The following is an 18,764-nucleotide window of genomic DNA, read 5'->3' on the forward strand; positions in this document are numbered from 1 at the left end:
TGTAGCACTAAGTCCAAAACAGCGACTGCAGTTGACCCATCACTGAGTGCCAACCTCGTTGGTGTTGGTCCTTTTATGTTCAAGCGCCGCGCGTATTCGCACCTCTTGGGGGTCTGCTTTCAGATCATATTGCTGCTCCCAAATCTCCCCATCCCGCAAAGACATGCGGTGTGTTTGGGGCATGACTGTGCTGCGTCGTAGGGGGCGTGGAAAGCCTGTCATCGCGCGCTGTCTGTTTTCTGGAACGATAACCCGAGAGGGATATGTCGCAATGCCAGGATCAGTTTCTTAAATCGCATTCCCCCCAGAATTGATTGTTACGCGATCACCTTCTCCGCCCATATTCGAGGAAGCGTAGGCCGATAGCAGTGTAAATTTCGGTTTGCATCAGGATTTGCTGATCTTGAGCACCTAAAGCGTGACGTCATTTTCTATCTTTCAAATAAATTATGGTGTGGATGGGCTCCGGTTGAAGATTTTTTGTCTGACTTCATTTTCCTTGGTGGGTCCCCGTTGGCTTGAAAGTCCTTTATTTCATCGAAAAATGCGCGTTTTCAGTTGATAGGTGGTTCTGAAATTTTTGAAAAAACGGTTTTTTGGATGTTTTGACCGGTATTCTGATTTCAAAGTTTAAGGTGAGATCATGAGCAAGAAAAGACATCGTATATCTACCGCGCAACCTTGGAAGATCTAGATGCAATTGATGCAAAGGCAAAAAGCTACGGCTTTGAAACGCGAGCAAAATTTCTCAGTCCTGCCTCTGCGGCCTACGGAAAACGCGTAGACGATGGTGTCATCGTATAGCTTTCGCATATTTCGTATTAGCGTCATCAACTCGCTAGTGCAGACACCGGTCGGCCACACTTGCTGAAGCCCCGTCAGATCAAGGCTATGTCCCGCCATGTCCGGGAAGTAATGACTGCCTCAATTCAAGGCTCGACATGACGTGGAGACATACAACCTTTCCCTCTGTGGCTGGACCGGTGATGCACTACCCTTCCAAAGTTGGTCATGTGATGAGCGGCAGTGTTTCGGAAGCGATGATTGAAGCGTTGGTCAAATTCTTTGTGCGTTTCGAAAAGCCAAGAGGAGATGGTCTGGTTCATTTTACGCTGTCGCTACCGGCTGGAAAAAAGCTGAGTGAAGATGGGTGGCACGAAATAGCACGGCATGTTTGAGAGCAAAGCGGGATTCCACCAAACATGGTGCCGTGGGTCGTCTGGGGTGGTGAACAGACCAACTGCGACCACGTTCATATCATTTCGGCACAGCAGACTTTCACAAGTCGTTCTCTCAAAGTTGCGACCTCTGTTGGGTTCACACAATGGCTTGCGCGGGATATATGTCATCGGCTTAGTTTACTTAAACTAGACAGATTTCGTGATCCGGAAATGTGTCTTGTTATGCCGATACCCAAACAATACAGCAGAAGAACGCCGTTGCGTTTGAGTTTGCGTCAGACGTGAATGCAGTCATGAGCAGGTTCCGGCCGGAAACGCTCGATATGCTCAACAAGGGGCTGCGGGAGATTCAGTCGCCTTAGCAGGTTGAGGGTCCGACGGAAAAAAAACTGGATATCTGGTCCCCGAGAATTCAGTGACAGGACGTAAAATCAACCCGCGGGATGCCGGCCGCTCATTCTCCTGAAGGAACATCCTGCTCAGTCTTGCATTCGCAGCGAGGCTCCATCTTGCGGCACATTAGGCAGCACATCGGGAATAGGGTTTTCCCGATTTTTCATCTAGGGAAAAAGGTATTGATGACCGAACTGAATTATCCTCAAAATCCCGCACGAAAAGCTAGATCTGACGCGGAACGATGTCCAGAAGCTTATGCCAATACTCACCGTGCTCCACCAGGAGGCACAGGAGAAGGAGCTCAATTTCGCGGACCGTCTGTTCAATCTACTCCAGAGGCCTATCGAGAATGCGGATCGGCATGACCGACGGCTGGCGAACCTGAGCGGGCAGATGGCTTATTTGAAAATTCTTACGGAGGTTGCAACGCAGGACGAGCGATTTGGTTTTTCAGACTGAAATGGCTGGCCAGAGAGGCTGGCCTGAAGACATCGCAGAAATTTGCTTTCGATGATACCTCTGGGTGAGGAACGGTATGAGCGACGGTATGCCCTGTAGGCCTGTTTCAGGCGCTGTTCGAGTGGCACGGCCCATCGCAGAATTTGGATGAAGAAGAACTGTCATTCAATCCATTCTAATTGCTACTATCTTGATCCGCATTTAGAAGATGTCTCGGAGGGTCTCTACGACCTCTTTGAGTTGCTCAAGTGGCGTCGGATCGCGATATCTACCATCTGTTTCATCGCCATGGTTATGGCCGACAAGGTCTTTGACCCATGCTCTATCGATATCGCGCAGATGTCGGAGAGGCGTCACAACACGGTGCCTGAATGAATAAAAAGCCTTGCGTGTCGACCCTGACTGCAACTGCTGATCCATAGCTGTTTTCCATGGCTTATAAAAACATTGCCGTAAGTCTCGGTAGGGCTGTCAGGTGATCGGGTCTAGGTTGATGAAAGGTGTAGTCTGGGTACGCTGATCGCTTTGCGCTATGGCATTTGCTTTTCCAGTCAGCCAAATTTTTGAGAAAACCGACGGTCGTTTGATGAGAAGTCACTCCAGTGAAGATGAATATCAGCAAGCTCTATTGTCTTGCGCTCGAGGTCCGCGCCACACAGTGGCACCAGATCTTTGATATGATTTTTAATACGTTTTATAGCGGTTCCGCCAAAATCGTCACGCAAAAGCTCCGCGTATATTTTGGCTTGAATGCGCTTCAAGTCTTCTGAAGCGACCGCCGTGAGGAATTGCTGAGCCTCAACTTGGGTCATCTTTTGCGTCTTCACCCTCAGTATAGAGATGCAAAAAGCGCTATTTAATAGGGCCGCAAGATTCTTAGCTGTGGAAAACTCGCGGGTGCGGAGGCTTACTTGGATAAAATCACAGCAGTCTGAGCATGCTACTGGCATGCGTCGCCGCCAAACGTCAACTGCCCCCGACGGTGGACGTGGTTGAGATGGTGCATTCGAATCTCCCGATACAGCCGAGCGCCGAATATGCCTCATCTAAACCGTTGGCTGGTGTTCCTGTGCGCACGGATGTGATGCAGTGGGGTGAAACCACCGCATCCCCAACCGGAGGGCTGATAACTATCAATAACTTGAGAGAAAACTGGCTGGGGTGGTAGATTCCAAGAAAAGTTTGTAACTCATTGTTTTTCTAGATGAAAAATTTCGCTACACTTCACTGTGTGATGCAACTGTACTGCACATAGACGTGTAGCGGTCAATGTTTCACAGCATAGATCGAGTGGTATTGTAGCCGATGGGACGGAAGCTGAAAAACTAGTGACAGGCTTCAGGTCCATCGCCAGAATCTATGGTCCAATCCGCCCTTCGCGAAGGCTGCCGCATACGGCACGTTGCCGACCTTCGCGTTGGGTTTAAACGCTTGAGCGAGGTGTCACCAAAGTAGCCATTCGTAATTTTTGCAGCATTCTTACCGCACAAAAGGGCTGCTAAGCGGGTAAACCCGACCTTGCCGCCAGCGCGGCCAACGTCCGCTTATCTGTTGTGAGCTCTTGACGGTTCGAGGAAATGCATATGGTCAGCCTCGAACTTCTCCATAGCGGCATCAAAGTTCCATTTGCGAATTTCTTTTTCCCCTTTGGAGTTCGCCAATGCTTGAGTTGCGAGCAGGCGGCGCACTTCTCCGACCTTCAAAATGGTGCGGGCCGGATCTCTACACATGTTTTGGCTTGGATGTAAAATAGCTTCGAATGCAGTGACCACCGTGCGCCATTCTTCACGGTTCAGCCCATTTAGAACGGCTGGTCCAAGCAGTAGAGATTCAGACAGACAGCCGTTGGCCGTCACCACTTCGTGCCGCTGGCAGGCGAAATGAATCCACGTGATTTTTGCTTTGCCTTTCATGTGCCGGATTCCGGGCAATCCGGTCAGTGCTTTGGCGGGAACAAAGGCCTCGGTCTTGAAATACTCGATTAACTGCCCACCGCCGCCCACCAGTATGCGGTGCTGCGGCGACACGATGAGGTCTTGTGCAGGCCGACCAACGCCCAAAGCGGCAGCCTGAATGAGCACTGGCTTGTCATCAATCTCGGCATCTTCAAGTGCGTGCTCACTACTTCGCACCCAGCGAACATTTTGCGGCCCGTGATCTACCGTCAGCACCAGATCACCAGCACGCAAAATTTCTACTGCACGTGGGCCATCCGGTGTGTCGATCATGGTGCCGGGGCGTAGCAAACGACCGAGGTGGATTCCATATTCGAGGGATTGGTGCCACTTGTTTGGGTTGTGTAGTTATCGTTGCCACTCGCGCCATCAACGGTAGAGACGTTCTCACGATTTCCAGTGCGAACCGTATCGTCACCGTTTCCGGCTTGAATATTTCCTCCGGTGGCATCGTCACCCAATGTGATCGTATCATTGCCACCTTCTGTATCGATCTCACCAAAATTGGCGCCGTTACCAAAAGTGACCGTATCGTTTTGATTACCGGTTTTGAGCTTCAGGAAAGTTGCGTTGTCACCAACAGTGAGTACGTCAGCGCCATTGAGCGTGTTCCAATCCCCCGTTGCTGTGAAACCATCGCCGATGGTTATGGTATCCGCCGCGCCAGATCCATCCAGCTTTCCAAGACTTGCGTTGTGGCCAACATCAAGAGTGAGCCCTTCGGAGGACTGCGCCTCTATGTCGACATTGCTTAGGTTGGAATTGTCCGCGATTGTGACAGATGGTCTTAGATTGGCCGATGTGATGACTTTGAACGTGTTGGCGTTGCTATCATTGAACACCACGTCGAAATCATGCGGCCCACCGCTGGAGGCGACGAAAGTGATATTGGAGTTGGCTGACGGGTCGATGACAAAGACATCACCGGGCGACACAGTAATGGTGCCCCCGGCGGCGATTTCGCCGGGACCAAGTGGGTCTGTCGTTGAACTTACAATTGTATAGGTGGCCATGGGATCGCTCTGAGTTTTTGTTACCCTAGAGGTCAGCATAAGTTCGACAGCTTTCCCGCCAGTTAACTTAATGCGCACTTTCGCTTCGAAGGCTCGTGTCCGAAATTATTTGAAGCGGACTTTCGCTATGGTGCAGCACCGGCCACTCTGGGCTCAAACCAGACTTTTGGCAGCACGTGGCACTTTCAGCTGCAGCTTAGGTCTTCTTCGAGGCCAATACCCTCATTACAGCTCAATGTAATTTGCGTTCGCGCAAAGAGACCCGTCTAAGAAGGCTGAAGGCGTTTTGGGCACGGCATGAAAGACGTAAGAGACCAGGCTGATCAATACTTGTGTCGGTTTCGGCACGTTCAAAAAGCATCAGACGATGGCTATTTGAAGGTTCGCACGTTTGTTCAGGTGCTCAGTTATCGAGACACATATTCTTTGAAAAATGGTTCAGCGAAGAACGCTCACAAAGAAGCGGCTACTCCAACAAAGCCCTTTTCTGCCTCTATGAAGTTTTTTGACAATGACGCGGTTAAGGGGGATTGCGCTGAAAAATAAGCGCCAACACGACAAGCCTGAGCGGCAAAGTCGGGATGAACACCCGCGTCGTCATACTTCCGAATGCGCGTTTTGCTGAGCCACCCGCGTTTCTGGGATTCTTTTGTGATAAGTTTTATCCGCTGAACAACGTGAAACGTCAGATACACGGATAGATAATCAAGATAGTCTGCAATTTCGATGCCACAGTCGGGGTCAAAGGCATCAATGACAATATCGACCATATCGTCGGGGCGCAGCGGCCAAGCCTCATCACCAATAAGCCATGCAAGATCTTCTGCTCCGTGACGCATGCCGCAATATTCAAAATCAAACCATCTCAGTTTGTCTGCGTGATCAATTGCCGCGTTACCCGATCTGCAATCCCATTTAACGAACTGCCCCGTGTGTCCAGACAGCCGCTCGGACACAGCGATTGGATCAAACTGGTTCGAAATGCCACCAGACATTTCCTGTAGAAACTTGATCGCCCCGACAAAGTTATCCATCCATTCATCGGTCGCGCCCAGATGTGGCAACATTTTGTGCATCTCGGTCTTACGCGCAGCATTTTGAATACGAAAGATTGACGCGACAGAGTTTTCAGCAAGGACTGCTCGCGTTTTTTGGCTCACATTTGCAATTTCGATGTTCAATCGCCTATCCCCAACATTTGACTGAAACATGATTTCACCATCCACCCCGAGGCATTGGGGCTGATCATCGCAATACTTTCCCAACTCGGTCAGAACAAAAGCTTCAAGATGGGTGCGCCGGAAGTTTGGCCGCAGCGTGGCAAATACTTCCCGATCGTCCAATTGAAGCAGCAAACTGGCGCGATCTGATCCACCAGGCGCGAGGATATTTCTCACACTCTGTCCAAAGAACTCCTCAGCCGACTGGATAATGCGATCCCGTGTACTCAGTTTTTTGGAGGGTTCGCCCATTTCTTTGCCGCCTTTTCTGTTTCCATCAAGTGAGTAGAATACGCGGCGCATTGACCGAATCTCGGGCAGAAATTTGTCAGAAACAAGATATTGCACCGGTAATTGCTTCTTCGCCACTGTTCACTGTTACGCGACAATCCAACATAAAGACAGCTTTTGAAGCTCATAGGGATGGTTAAGAGGATGTTTTTGTGAATTTTTTAATTGTTTTTAAATAAATCTCTCAAGTACCGTTGAGTGACAAAGACAAGCCCGCAAAGATTTAAGGGGCTGATAGACCGACTTTGACACGGCGCCTCGTTTTACCATGCGCTGCTGGTCGATAGATAAAAATGTAATTGAAGGGTGAAGAACATGGATTATACATCAGGCGGCGGAAGCGCCAGCAGCACAAAATCATATCACAACGGTGGCGTCGAAGGCGACAGCTTCGCCGATTGGTACGACCAAAATCTTGCTTCACATTTTAAGAACGTCAATGAAGATAGCACCAAAGGCTCAGGCTCCGGTGGCACCAAGGGCTCCGGCTCTGGCGGTACCAAGGGTTCCGGCTCCGGCGGCACCAAAGGCTCCGGCTCCGGTGGCACCAAGGGCTCCGGCTCTGGCGGCACCAAAGGCTCTGGCTCCGGCGGCACCAAGGGTTCCGGCTCCGGCGGCACCAAGGGTTCCGGCTCCGGCGGCACCAAGGGCTCCGGCTCTGGCGGTACCAAGGGTTCCGGCTCCGGTGGCACCAAAGGTTCCGGCTCTGGCGGCACCAAGGGCTCCGGCTCTGGCGGTACCAAGGGTTCCGGCTCTGGCGGCACCAAGGGCTCCGGCTCCGGCGGCACCAAAGGCTCCGGCTCCGGTGGCACCAAGGGCTCCGGCTCCGGCGGTACTAAAGGCTCCGGCTCTGGCGGTACTAAAGGCTCCGGCTCTGGCGGTACCAAGGGTTCCGGCTCCGGTGGCACCAAGGGCTCCGGCTCTGGCGGCACCAAAGGCTCCGGCTCCGGCGGCACGAAGGGCTCCGGCTCCGGCGGTACTAAAGGCTCCGGCTCCGGCGGCACCACTGGTGGAGGTGATCCAGTGGGAGAAAAAATATCCTATACCTACGACATGGGTGAACCGGGTGAAATTAGCGTTGATGTGACAATGACACCTGCGGGCTCTCTATTCTTCGTGGTGCGCCAATCCGATTTTGAGGATGAACCTGCCGACATTGACGGGATACTCTTCAACGTTGCCGACGATAGCACTTTGTCAGATCTGGTCGTCTTTCCAGATGAAAATAACACTGCGCAAGGTGATCTTACGGATGCACAGATCGACGCAAATGGAGTGACCGAGCTTTCTAACGGGGCTGGTGATGGGAACGCTTATGATGTGGGGCTTCAATTCGGCAGCGTGCCAGATAGCGTAGAAGGTGAGATCATCCAGACCAACTTTACTCTCAGTTCTGATGATGGGAGGCCATTGACGTTTGATGATATTGACCTGAACAACATGAAGGTCATTGTGAATTCCGAATACGATGATGGAGCAGTTCTGGGTGTTACCAACAGCGACAACCCAAGTTGGTCAGCAAATGATGCTGCATTCTCTACGGAAGACATAATGGGTCTGATGAACCAAGAGGTTGACGAAGACGCTATCAGTGATTTCGAAGATGATATGCCTGATGACGAGCTGGTGTTCATCTAACCACCAGCTGAAAAATGAGAGCGGGGCATTGTTTGCCCTGCTCTTATCAACATGATTGAGGTGATAGTCCAATTTCAAACACGGCGGGTTCTTCCGTGTGGTGGGAATTTATTCAGACTTCGTCTTTGAACGCCTTTTGCGCCGCATCGTAGGCAAAGCTGACCTGTACGGCATCTCTGACCGCCGCGACAAAATCATCACTAGGGTCTTCATGCACGAAGCCCAGAAATTCGATCTGGGATTGCTCGAGCAAACCGCGCGCCTCGATGATTGAAGCCACGTTTGCGGTCATGAGGTTGGTGATTTCCTCTTCGACGTGTTGCTCGACCATTTCTTTAGAGATCGCTCTCGACCACAGGAAATCGTTCATGCCTTGGGCACCTGCAATGAGCAGAAACTTTGCCTTCAGTTCTTCGAGGCGCCAGGTTCATTTGCCATAGAATTCCCTTAAGATTGGGTCAATAAATTATCGGGTTCTCAACACTTTAAAATGTCTAACTGAAAATCCTGCTTAAAATTGAGCGACAGGGCCGATACTGCATTTGCTGTATTACATTTTATGTATTCTTCGGACCCGTTGAGGCCTTCTGTAGCTACATACAAAGCATATACAATCCGATCACGGTGCTTGATACTACGGGTGACTACAAAAGTGCCTTTTGAAATTTCATCACCCGCGTCCAGTACTTTTGACCCGAATTCGGTTATTTCGAAGCGCCTTTCAAAACTAGACATATAATAGATGAGAAGATCGGCGTCCGCCAGCCCAACATATCCCCTCTGATTGTATTCGACACCTTTGGGCGCATGTTTGTTGATATATTCAATCAAGCCGACGGGTGGTTGGTAGGATACAATATTAAGGTTTAGCTTTTCCTCTGCCATACACTCTCCCGCTAAGATCCCAGCAAACACTAAATTCAAAATCCAACGCAAATCAACATCCTTCAGCTACAAACACAAGACTAGGCAGAGCACCGAGAGCTTACAGCACATACTAAATACTCCATGGTTGAAGCCGTGTAACAGGAAAAATTGCGATCGAGAATCGCTTCGTTGATAGTTCCGACAACCCATCTTCCCGAACGGTTAGTTCGCAACAAGATGCCTGGGGTTAGGATTCACAACCAGAACATGACCACTTCTGCCAAAGCGCAGGTTGATAGAAAGACCCACGGGCACCTATCGTAGCGTGTCGCGACCCGCAGCCAATCCTTAAGACGGGTAAAGCTGGTCTCAATATTGTGGCGCTTCTTGTATCGATCAGTATCGTATGGGATCGGATTTTTTCGCCCCTGACGCGGCGCGCTCTTAGAGCATGACCCCTTTTTCTTCAAGTGGTTCTCGATCCCAATCCGAATCATAGCCGAGATACGCAAGCATTTGTTTTGCTTCGGGTAAATCATGCGTCTTCGCGTCCGGCCACTTGTCGCATTCGTGGTTGAGCAAGGTGGTTTTGATGTAGCCGATGCGGTCAGGCAGAGCTTTATACGGAATAGCACTGGGGCAGCTGCAAAACGAGGCACTTCGGAAAAGCTTTCCACTCCCGCTTTTGGTTAAAAGCGGAAGTGTCAAAAACGGTCGTTTTTGGAACATACGCAAACCACCTCGATTGACGCTGTCAAAAACCGCTTCGATTGCGTTCACACCACTTTCATAGGAATCTTTGGCAGCACGCGCCGTAGCCATTTGCTCCGGCGCCCTTACGGCTATCTTTTCTTTTTTAATGGCGTCTGTTTCCTGCGCCACGGTCGCTTCCAGCGCGACCCGTCGCGCATCCAGTTGCTCCATGTCTTCAGCCACCGCTGCCTGCTTCTTTTCTAGCCGTAGGTTATAGGTCTCTTTTCGTTTGATCTCTTTTTCAGTCAACTCGGCCTTAGCCTTCAACGTCTCCAGATGCCTTTTATTCATTGATCTCTTGCGAAATTGCCGCGATTTCTGCCTCCAGCGTCGCCTTCTCCTGCGGGTGGTCCTGGTGCAACTGCTTTACCGTCCGGTGAAGCGTGTCCGGGTAATCCGCCCCGGCCTCCTGCCGCTCTTTCTTTTTGTTGCCCCGTTCTACCTGCGTCGCTTCCGTAAACTGAGCCAAGATTGCTCTCTGCTGCGTAACGTCCTTGGCAATGTTCTTTTGTTCGGCTGGATCATCCACAACGCGGTTTCGACTGACAAGGTAGTCAGACACGATAGAAGCCATCACCGCACTATCCCGCTGGTTCTTTGGCTGCTGCGATGGTTCAGGTGTGTCGCTGTCACCAACGGCGATCGCCCGACTTGGGATTAAGGCATGCGCTTTGCAGCGGTCAGACCTTTCAAAGGCTTCTGCTTTTGCCAGTAAACGCAACGTACCCACCTTACGCAAAGCGTAAGTATCACAATCCGCACGCCCTAAGGCGGTATCAGCCATTGTCCGGCTTTCTTCTCTGTATGTTGGAGATTCGATCTCTGCCTTCAAAATTGCAATCTCATTAAGGACATGGTCGATGTCATTCTTTGAGAACCCATCTTTCTCCAGGTCGGCTACATCTTCAGGAAAAAGATCAGCGGCAATGCCGCGTGTAGCCACGAGACGCGCGGCGACGGCCCGATCTCTCTCTTCGAGATATCGTTGCCGCTAATCTTCTGGCGACGGGGCGTCAGGCTCATAATAGCGCTCTTCTTCGATCTGCTCCAAATGCTGTGCGACCAAATCAACCAAGAAACGCTGTACCTCTGCTTGAGTGATCCGCTGGCTCTTCATGCGACTAATACAGGTCGCAAAACTGCCATTCACAAGATTAGCCAGAATCTTGCTGTGGAAAAGTTTGCCGTTCGAAGACTGATTTTCAGATACATCGTTCTGGAAACCCAGGCAGGCAGGCGTCCCCGCCAAACACAGATCGCGCCACGGCGGGTTACATAATTTGGACCAGTCATCTCAACATTCCCTCGGTTTCGAAGGTGTCAAAATTTTATTTCGCAAACCGAGCGAGATGCACCTACGAGATGCAGCTGGGAATCTGTTCCCACATCGCGCATCGCGTCTCAATTCATACAATGAGTTAAGAGAAAATTGGCTGGGGTGGTAGGATTCGAACCTACGGTGCACGCTACCAAAAAGCGTTGCCTTACCACTTGGCTACACCCCAACGTGGGCTGTTAAATAGGACGGGTTGGCTCAGGGCGCAAGTCCTTTATCTGCATAAATGGATCAATCCGTCTTTATTCTTGTTCGGCGTTCCTGTGGAGCAAATCGTCATGCACCTCGGCGCGTTCCAGCTCGACAATTTGTTCAAGCTGCTTGTCCTCAACTGCGTCCACATCCTGCACTGGAGCAGGGGTATCGCTGAAGCCTTGGTAGGGAGGTTTGCTCCCCGTCTCCGCTGATCCCGTCCCTGCAAGCGCTCCTTCGTGCATAAGTCGGTAGGTCGGATAGGGCGCGCCAATGCCCGCGTTGTCATAGGCCGCTTGGACCAGTCGTATTGCTTCGGATCGCGCTAATACAACGTTTGTATCATTCTGATTAATCCAAGCTGCCATGCCGAGATTAATCGCGCTGTCTCCCACTGATTCTATCCATACCGAGGCTTGGGGCGTGGCCAATACAAAGGGCAGCCCTTCCAATACGCTCAGCGTCAAGGTGCGCGCATGGTCAAGATCAATATCGGACGCGACGCTCAGCTCAAAGGTAAAGCGGCGTTCGGCATTGCGGGAAAAGTTCACGATGCGGCTTTTGAATACGGTCGAATTGGGGATGCGGATATGGTTGCCGTCAAAGCTGAGCAGGATGGTCGCGCGAGAGGTGAGGCGAATGACTTTACCAGTATCACCTTCTATTTCGACGGTGTCATTGGGGCGAAACGGCTGGCGAATCGATAACATAATGGATGCGATAAAGTTCTCGACCGTGTCACGCACAGCAAAACCGATGGCAAGGCCGACGATCCCCGCTGCGCCCAGAATACCCGATAACAAGGCCGTTGCATTTACGATATCCAAGGCCACGACCAAACCGCCCACCACAAACAAAAGCCGCAATATCTGGCGGTAGATATCAGCGATAAATGCGTTCGGGGCGAGCCGCTCCCACGGTTGTCGCCGTCGCGCAATGGCAAAGCCGATCACGACAATCAGCGCAAAGAGCGATACTGCCACCAAGGCCAACGGCAAGAAGGCTACGAGTTGCTGGCCTCGCGCGACAAAACGCTCAACTGCGGGGTTGAGGCGCTGCACGACATCTGTCGTCTCAGTCACTTCGTTTTCGATCGCCACCACCCCTTCGACCCGCGCCACCAGATCGTTCAGGCGGTTTGCTGTCACAGTGTCGAGTGTATTGCCGCGCAGAGTCACAATACCCGAGCTGACGGAGACAGTTACGTCAGTATAGCCATCCAGTTCTCGCAGAATATCGCGGATACGCACAGCGATGGCTGCATCCTGAGTTGCGCTGTCATCGATGGTAATGGTGCCAGAGGGCTGATCAGCCGTGGTTTGTGCCTGTAAGGCGAAAGGTATCAACAAGCAGGCGATTAGGGCAATCAGGCGCATAAGATATCTCTGTCAAAAGGGTTAAAGTAAAAAGGGTAGGTTAGGTCTGCCCCCTTCTTTTTGCAAATTGAGTTCGCTTTGCAATTAGGCACAATCCAGCAAGATGGCACCAGCACGACCACCGGCCAGCACGGCCTCATGTGCCGCAGCACATTCGCTAAGCGGATAAACCTGTGCGACGGGGCAGGTCAGCGCCCCTTCCTTGAGTGCTTGATGCAGCTTTTTTATCCTTTCAAGGCGCGCGGGAAGAGGCAGAAGATAGATAAGGATAACATCGAGGGTCACCGCCTTGAACAGGAGGGGGCGGAACGGCAGCGTGGGCGTCATTTCGATCTGCGAGCCATAGGCGGCGATCGTGCCGTTGACCCCGATAACTTCGGCGTTCATGTCCACATTTGCACCAAATTCGACTTCGAGAATACGGTCGACTAGTGCGCCACCGTTTGCGGCAAGGATATCAGTGCCAAGCGTGTCCGAGCGGTAGTCGAGCACGGTATGTGCGCCAATTGTCTCAAGGCGTTCCCTATCACGGGGGCTACAGGTGGTGATGACTGTGGCCCCTGCCCAGACTGCCAATTGCGCGGCGAGATATCCCACAGTACCGCCACCGCCCGATACAAGTAGGGTCTTACCTTTCACGTCGCCGCCGCCAAACACTGCTTCTGCGGCTGTCAGCCCAGGAATGCCAAGGACCGCGCCTGTCTCGAACGATATTTCATCGGGCAAGGCTACGGCCTGTTCGGACGGGAGTGTGATATGGGTGGAGGCCGTGCCAAATGCGCGTTGCCATTGGCCATTCCAGATCCAGACGCGTGTACCGACGCGTGCACCGTCGACGCCTTCGCCCACGGCCTCAATCACACCGGCGCCATCGCTGTGGGGGATCACTTGTGCAAAGGCAGGCTTTGCCACACCGGGTGCCCCTGCGCGGGATTTGATATCAGAGGGGTTCACACCTGAAAAGGCGAGACGCACAGTGATTTCTCCCGCTGCGGGTGCAGGCGTGTCAAATGTTTGCGATTTAAGAACATCGGCTGCTGTGCCGAAACGGTCATAGAAAACGGATTGCATGTGCGAGCGTCCTTTGGATCAACTGGTTGGTGTCAGCATGATCCAAGGACGGCAGGGGTGCAATCAGTCAAACACCTCTTGTGGGCGGACACCCCAAAGACGGGCCTTGGGCGCCCAGCCCTTGAACCCGCCTGATCTAAGTAGACACCACTCGCCGCCGCATTCGGAAACACGGGCGACAACGCCCATCTCGAGGGCCGCCATTACAGGGGCAGTGGCGTCAGGGCGTGCGTGCAGAGTGAGCATGTCTTTTTCAACCAGCACGGTGCGAGTGCCAGACAAAAGGGAGTAGTGTACCCAGCCGCCCATGCCATCACGGTCCTCGACGCGGCGCCAGTGGCCGTGTTCTGCAGTGATGCGCAGTGGCATGTCGCGGCGCTTGAATACCCAATCGATTCGGTGGGTCAGGGAGGGGCCACGGCGCACATTGCCCTCGGACGCCTTCATCGAGACATAGCGCGGGATCGGACGCTTTGTGACTTTTCCAATCTCTTCAACCCCTGCCGCGAGGACAGGAGTTGCAAAGCTGGTGGTCAGGATCAGGGCGCATGCGCCAAGGAGGCCCGCGCCAAGACGACGCAATTTCGATTTGTTCATGATGTGCTGCCTGCACTGGATTTTATTGTTTTAGTTCTGCTCATCGCATGCGCGAGGTTCTTGTGCCTCGTCGCTGCTTGGGTCACCATGGCAGTAACAGATACGTCACGCCAAGTCCGGAGATTGAATTATGCCAAAACAACAACTGAGTGTTGTAGTCACGCGACGCTTGCCCGAAGTCGTCGAAACACGACTGGCGGAATTGTTCGATGTACGCCTGCGCGAAACAGATGCGCCCATGACCCGTGCAGAACTGGCCGAGGCGATCAAGACCTGTGATGTTTTGGTCCCCACCATCACTGACCAGATTGACAACGCGCTGATTTCTCAGGCAGGTGGTCGCCTCAAGCTGATTGCGAACTACGGGGCAGGCGTGGACCACATTGATGTGGCGACGGCCCGTCAGCAGGGGGTATTGGTTTCCAACACACCAGGTGTTTTGACGGATGATACGGCCGATATGACCATGGCCCTGCTGTTGGCGGTCACCCGCCGCATGCCCGAAGGCATGGCGCAGATGAAGAATGGCAACTGGGACGGCTGGGCCCCCAATGCGTTGCTGGGGGGGCGGATATCTGGTCGCCGCCTTGGGATCCTTGGTATGGGCCGCATTGGTCAGGCTGTTGCACGGCGCGCTGCGGCCTTTGGCATGCAGATCCATTATCACAACCGTCGCCGCCTGCGCCCCGAGACAGAGGCCGAACTACAAGCGACCTATTGGGAGAGCCTTGACCAGATGGTGGCGCGGATGGACGTGATTTCGGTAAATTGTCCGCACACGCCCTCTACCTTCCACCTGATGAATGCACGGCGGCTCAAGTTGATGAAACCTGACGCGGTGATCGTAAACACCTCCCGCGGGGAGGTCATCGACGAGAACGCGCTGACCCGCATGCTGCGCGCGGGTGAGATTAAAGGTGCGGGCCTCGATGTGTATGAGCACGGTGTCGAGATCAATCCGCGCCTGCGCGAGTTGGAGAATGTCGTGCTGCTGCCGCATATGGGGTCCGCGACATTGGAAGGCCGGATTGATATGGGGGAGAAGGTAATCATTAACATCAAGACATTTGATGATGGTCACCGTCCGCCGGATCAGGTTGTCCCATCAATGCTGTGACCGCAAAGTCAGTGTGTGTGTTGACCGCGCAGATGGATTTAAGGGAAAAACGAAAAAGAGCTGAGGAGTTTGTGATGCGTGCATTTGTGATGGGGTTTCTTGTGGCGATGGCAGGCAGCGCGACTGCGCAGCAGGCGGCGGATGCGGTCGAACCTGAGGTGGCGGGGGGTGGAGTATTTCAGAGCCTGTCACCGGAAGTGACGAATGCCTTGGCCGCCAAGGCGTCTGGCGTGCCTGTGGAAGCGGACAACTGGATGGTCGTCGCGGCCAACCCGCATGCAGTGAAGGCGGGTGCTGATGTTCTGGCGCGGGGTGGTACAGCGGCGGATGCGCTGGTTGCCGTGCAAGTTATGCTGGGACTGGTGGAGCCACAAAGCTCGGGACTCGGCGGCGGCGCGTTTCTGGTTTGGTATGATGCGACATCGGGCGAGATCACGACCTTTGACGGGCGCGAGACTGCGCCCTTGGCTGCGACACCGCGTCTGTTTCAGGATGACGCGGGCGAGCCTTTGAAATTCTTTGATGCTGTCGTAGGGGGGCGCTCTGTCGGGACGCCAGGCACGCCTGCGCTGCTTGCCGAAATTCACAAGCGGTTTGGAACTCAAGACTGGGCAGGTTTACTGGCCCCCGCGATGCAAATGGCCGAGGAAGGGTTCGCCGTCAGCCCGCGCCTTGCGCAGCTTGTCGCGGCGGATGCGGAGCGGTTGGGAAGCTCTGAAGTCACCGCCGCATATTTTATGCCTGCGGGTGTGCCGCTTGCAGCGGGAAACACTTTGGTCAACCTGCCTTATGCGCAAACCTTGAAAGTACTGGGCGAGCAGGGCGTTGGCGCCTTCTACGCGGGCGATCTGGCCAAGACGATTGTCGCCACTGTGCAAGGCGCCGAGAACGCGGGTGTTCTGTCCGAAGTTGATCTGGCCATCTACCGTGTGAAGGAGCGCCCTGCGATCTGTGCGAGCTACCGTGCGCATGAGGTTTGCGGCATGGGGCCTCCGTCCTCTGGTGCGATTGCGGTGGGGCAAACGCTTGGGATGCTTGAGGGCTACGACCTGAGCGCGGGACCTGATGATGTGACCGTGCGCCGCCTGATCGGTGACGCGTCGCGCTTGGCTTTTGCGGATCGGGGTCGCTATGTCGCGGACATTGATTTTGTGCCTGTACCTGTTGAGGGGATGCTGGACGCGGCTTATCTGGCAGAACGCGGCGCACTGCTGGCAGGGGATGATGCTTTGCCCGAAGTGTCGGCGGGTAACCCCGCGTTTGATCATGCGCTGAACTGGGCGGATGATGAGGCGATTGAGTTACCCTCAACCTCGCATATCTCCATCGTCGACAGCTTTGGCAATGTAGCGTCAATGACTACGACCATTGAGAACGGTTTCGGCAGTCGTCTGATGGTGGGGGGCTTTTTGCTGAACAATGAACTCACTGATTTTTCGTTTCGTAGCCATAAGAGCGGTGTGCCGATTGCCAACCGTGTGGAGCCTGGCAAGCGGCCGCGTTCCTCCATGTCACCGACGATTGTGATGAAGGATGGCGCACCCGTGATTGTGGCGGGATCGCCCGGCGGGAGCCGCATCATCGGCTATACTGCGCAAGCGATTATTGGAATGATCGATTGGGGGCTGGACCCGCAGCAGGCGGCGGCATTACCTCATTTAGTCAATCGGTTTGGCACTTATGATCTGGAAGAAGGCACTTCGGCAGAAGCGCTTGCCGAGGATTTGGGAACCATAGGCTATGAGACAAATGTGCGCGGGCTGACCTCGGGTCTTCACCTGATCGGAATCGGTGATAGCTTACAAGGTGGCGCTGATCCGCGCCGTGAAGGCATTGCATTGGGGGAATAGACGATGGTTCAGGCAGTTGCACTTGCACGGAACGAAGAAGGTATCGGCGCGGCGTTGGGCATTCTCAAGCAGCAGTTTGGCGAACGGTTCCAGACGGGGGCCTCCATTCGCGAACAGCACGCCCACACGACAACGTGGATCATCAACCAACCGCCTGATGGCGTGGTCTTTGCCCACTCTACGCAAGAAGTCTCGGACATCGTGAAGATATGTGCCGCTCATAAAGTACCGATTATTCCGTTTGGCACGGGCACATCGCTGGAAGGGCATGTGAATGCACCTGCGGGGGGGGTCAGCATTGATGTAAGCCAGATGGCATCGGTGCTGGAGGTGAATGCAGGCGATCTGGATTGCCGCGTGCAACCCGGTGTGACGCGTATGGCGCTCAACACGCATCTGCGCGATCAGGGGCTGTTTTTCCCGATTGATCCCGGTGCTGATGCGAGCATTGGGGGTATGGCCGCGACACGCGCGTCAGGCACCAATGCGGTGCGCTATGGCACGATGAAAGACAACGTGCTGAGCCTCGAAGTGGTGATGCCCAATGGCGAGATTATCCGCACCGCCAGCCGTGCGCGTAAATCCTCGGCTGGATATGATCTGACGCGGTTGATGGTTGGCTCCGAAGGAACGCTGGCGATCATCACAGAAGTTACGCTACGCTTGCAGGGTATTCCCGAGGCGATCTCGGCGGCGAGTTGTTCTTTCCCGACTGTCGAGGCAGCCTGTGAGACGGTTATGGCTGTCATCCAATACGGTCTGCCCGTGGCGCGGATCGAATTGTTGGATGCGATGGTGGTGAAGGCAGTCAACAGCTATTCCAAGTTGACCTTGCCAGAGACACCCTTGCTGCTGCTGGAATTTCACGGATCAGACGCAGGGGTCGCCGAGCAAGCCGAGACATTCGGCGCGTTGGCCGAGGAGTTCGGCGGCAATGGCTATGCTGCGACCACTTCCGCCGAGGAGCGCAACAAGCTGTGGCAGGCGCGCCATGATGCCTATTGGGCGATGCTTGCCCTGCGCCCTGGTTGTAAGGCCGTGGCGACTGATGTCTGCGTGCCGATTTCCAAACTTGCAGAGGCTGTTGTTGCTACCAATGAGAAGGCCGCCGAGTTGGGCCTTGTGGCGCCGATTGTGGGCCATGCAGGGGACGGGAATTTTCATGCCTCTGTCTTGATCGACATGGACGACGCCCAAGAAGTCGCGCGTGCCGAGGCATTTGTAAGCTGGCTCAATGACCGCGCGATTGCCCTTGGTGGGACATGTACAGGCGAGCATGGGATCGGTCAGGGCAAACGTCCTTATCTGGTCAAAGAGCTGGGCGGTGCAGTTGATGTCATGGCCGCGATAAAGCATGCGCTGGACCCTGACGACATCATGAATCCCGGAAAGATTATGCCCTGAGCCTACCGCCTGCTGCTAAGGCGCTTGAAATGGAGCGAGGTCGGATTT

Annotated in this window: 16 protein-coding genes, 1 tRNA gene and 1 pseudogene; 5 read left to right on the top strand and 13 right to left on the bottom strand. The window is 53.7% G+C overall.

The features are described from left to right. Positions 1 to 986 precede the first annotated feature (986 nt). The gene (locus Q0775_RS10400) at positions 987 to 1,178 is read left to right on the top strand and encodes a hypothetical protein (RefSeq protein ID WP_298860113.1); all 192 of its coding nucleotides are present in this window, start codon (positions 987 to 989) and stop codon (positions 1,176 to 1,178) included. Positions 1,179 to 2,587: 1,409 nt separating this feature from the next. Here Q0775_RS10400 and Q0775_RS10405 read toward each other — a convergent pair. The 4 genes from Q0775_RS10405 to Q0775_RS10420 all read right to left on the bottom strand — a co-directional run bounded on the left by Q0775_RS10405 (position 2,588) and on the right by Q0775_RS10420 (position 6,476). Next, positions 2,588 to 2,848 carry a hypothetical protein gene (locus tag Q0775_RS10405; protein WP_298860115.1) on the bottom strand — a complete coding sequence of 87 codons (261 nt, stop codon included), beginning with the start codon at positions 2,846 to 2,848 and terminating at the stop codon, positions 2,588 to 2,590. A gap of 732 nt (positions 2,849 to 3,580) precedes the next feature. Beyond that, positions 3,581 to 4,264: a Hint domain-containing protein gene (locus Q0775_RS10410; protein ID WP_298860117.1), complete on the bottom strand. Its 684-nt coding sequence runs from the start codon at positions 4,262 to 4,264 to the stop codon at positions 3,581 to 3,583. After that, on the bottom strand, positions 4,261 to 5,004 hold the full coding sequence (locus Q0775_RS10415) for a hypothetical protein (RefSeq protein ID WP_298860118.1): 744 nt from the start codon (positions 5,002 to 5,004) through the stop codon (positions 4,261 to 4,263). Before Q0775_RS10415 ends, Q0775_RS10410 begins: the two co-directional genes overlap by 4 nt. 452 nt (positions 5,005 to 5,456) lie before the next feature. Next, a complete protein-coding gene (locus tag Q0775_RS10420) occupies positions 5,457 to 6,476 on the bottom strand; it encodes a hypothetical protein (protein WP_298860119.1) in 1,020 nt (339 codons plus the stop codon). A 354-nt stretch (positions 6,477 to 6,830) separates the two neighbouring features. Here Q0775_RS10420 and Q0775_RS10425 point away from each other — a divergent pair, with 354 nt between their 5' ends. Beyond that, complete coding sequence (locus tag Q0775_RS10425) at positions 6,831 to 8,153, top strand: hypothetical protein (protein WP_298860121.1); 1,323 nt, start codon at positions 6,831 to 6,833, stop codon at positions 8,151 to 8,153. 112 nt (positions 8,154 to 8,265) lie between these two features. Here Q0775_RS10425 and Q0775_RS10430 read toward each other — a convergent pair whose 3' ends face one another. From Q0775_RS10430 to Q0775_RS10470, 9 genes and pseudogenes are all read right to left on the bottom strand, one after another. After that, positions 8,266 to 8,523 (bottom strand): hypothetical protein, encoded by a 258-nt coding sequence (locus Q0775_RS10430; protein WP_298860123.1) that lies wholly within the window; start codon positions 8,521 to 8,523, stop codon positions 8,266 to 8,268. A 107-nt stretch (positions 8,524 to 8,630) separates the two neighbouring features. Beyond that, positions 8,631 to 9,038: a hypothetical protein gene (locus Q0775_RS10435; RefSeq protein ID WP_298860125.1), complete on the bottom strand. Its 408-nt coding sequence runs from the start codon at positions 9,036 to 9,038 to the stop codon at positions 8,631 to 8,633. Positions 9,039 to 9,274: 236 nt separating this feature from the next. Then, a pseudogene (locus Q0775_RS10440) lies at positions 9,275 to 9,521 on the bottom strand (IS5/IS1182 family transposase); the annotation flags it as partial. Positions 9,522 to 10,056: 535 nt separating this feature from the next. Then, entirely contained in the window at positions 10,057 to 10,716 is a 660-nt protein-coding gene (locus Q0775_RS10445; RefSeq protein ID WP_298860127.1) for a hypothetical protein, read from the bottom strand. Positions 10,717 to 10,764: 48 nt separating this feature from the next. Continuing rightward, a complete protein-coding gene (locus Q0775_RS10450) occupies positions 10,765 to 10,890 on the bottom strand; it encodes a hypothetical protein (protein WP_298860129.1) in 126 nt (41 codons plus the stop codon). A 313-nt stretch (positions 10,891 to 11,203) separates the two neighbouring features. Further along, positions 11,204 to 11,278, bottom strand: a tRNA-Gln gene (locus Q0775_RS10455). 73 nt (positions 11,279 to 11,351) lie between these two features. Continuing rightward, positions 11,352 to 12,677 (bottom strand): mechanosensitive ion channel family protein, encoded by a 1,326-nt coding sequence (locus Q0775_RS10460; protein ID WP_298860131.1) that lies wholly within the window; start codon positions 12,675 to 12,677, stop codon positions 11,352 to 11,354. A gap of 84 nt (positions 12,678 to 12,761) precedes the next feature. Beyond that, the gene (locus tag Q0775_RS10465; RefSeq protein ID WP_298860133.1) at positions 12,762 to 13,748 is read right to left on the bottom strand and encodes an NADPH:quinone reductase; all 987 of its coding nucleotides are present in this window, start codon (positions 13,746 to 13,748) and stop codon (positions 12,762 to 12,764) included. 63 nt (positions 13,749 to 13,811) lie between these two features. Continuing rightward, positions 13,812 to 14,345, bottom strand: a complete 534-nt coding sequence (locus Q0775_RS10470) for an SH3 domain-containing protein (protein WP_298860134.1) — start codon at positions 14,343 to 14,345, stop codon at positions 13,812 to 13,814. Between the two features lie 130 nt (positions 14,346 to 14,475). Here Q0775_RS10470 and Q0775_RS10475 point away from each other — a divergent pair, with 130 nt between their 5' ends. The 3 genes from Q0775_RS10475 (at position 14,476) to Q0775_RS10485 (ending at position 18,716) form a co-directional block, all read left to right on the top strand. Beyond that, the gene (locus Q0775_RS10475) at positions 14,476 to 15,462 is read left to right on the top strand and encodes a D-glycerate dehydrogenase (RefSeq protein WP_298860137.1); all 987 of its coding nucleotides are present in this window, start codon (positions 14,476 to 14,478) and stop codon (positions 15,460 to 15,462) included. 74 nt (positions 15,463 to 15,536) lie between these two features. Continuing rightward, positions 15,537 to 17,312: a gamma-glutamyltransferase gene (gene ggt, locus Q0775_RS10480; protein WP_298860139.1), complete on the top strand. Its 1,776-nt coding sequence runs from the start codon at positions 15,537 to 15,539 to the stop codon at positions 17,310 to 17,312. Between the two features lie 3 nt (positions 17,313 to 17,315). Further along, positions 17,316 to 18,716, top strand: coding sequence for an FAD-linked oxidase C-terminal domain-containing protein (locus tag Q0775_RS10485; RefSeq protein WP_298860140.1), 1,401 nt, complete (start codon positions 17,316 to 17,318; stop codon positions 18,714 to 18,716). Positions 18,717 to 18,764: the final 48 nt, after the last annotated feature.

Source organism: uncultured Sulfitobacter sp., assembly GCF_947499945.1.
Taxonomy (GTDB): domain Bacteria; phylum Pseudomonadota; class Alphaproteobacteria; order Rhodobacterales; family Rhodobacteraceae; genus Sulfitobacter.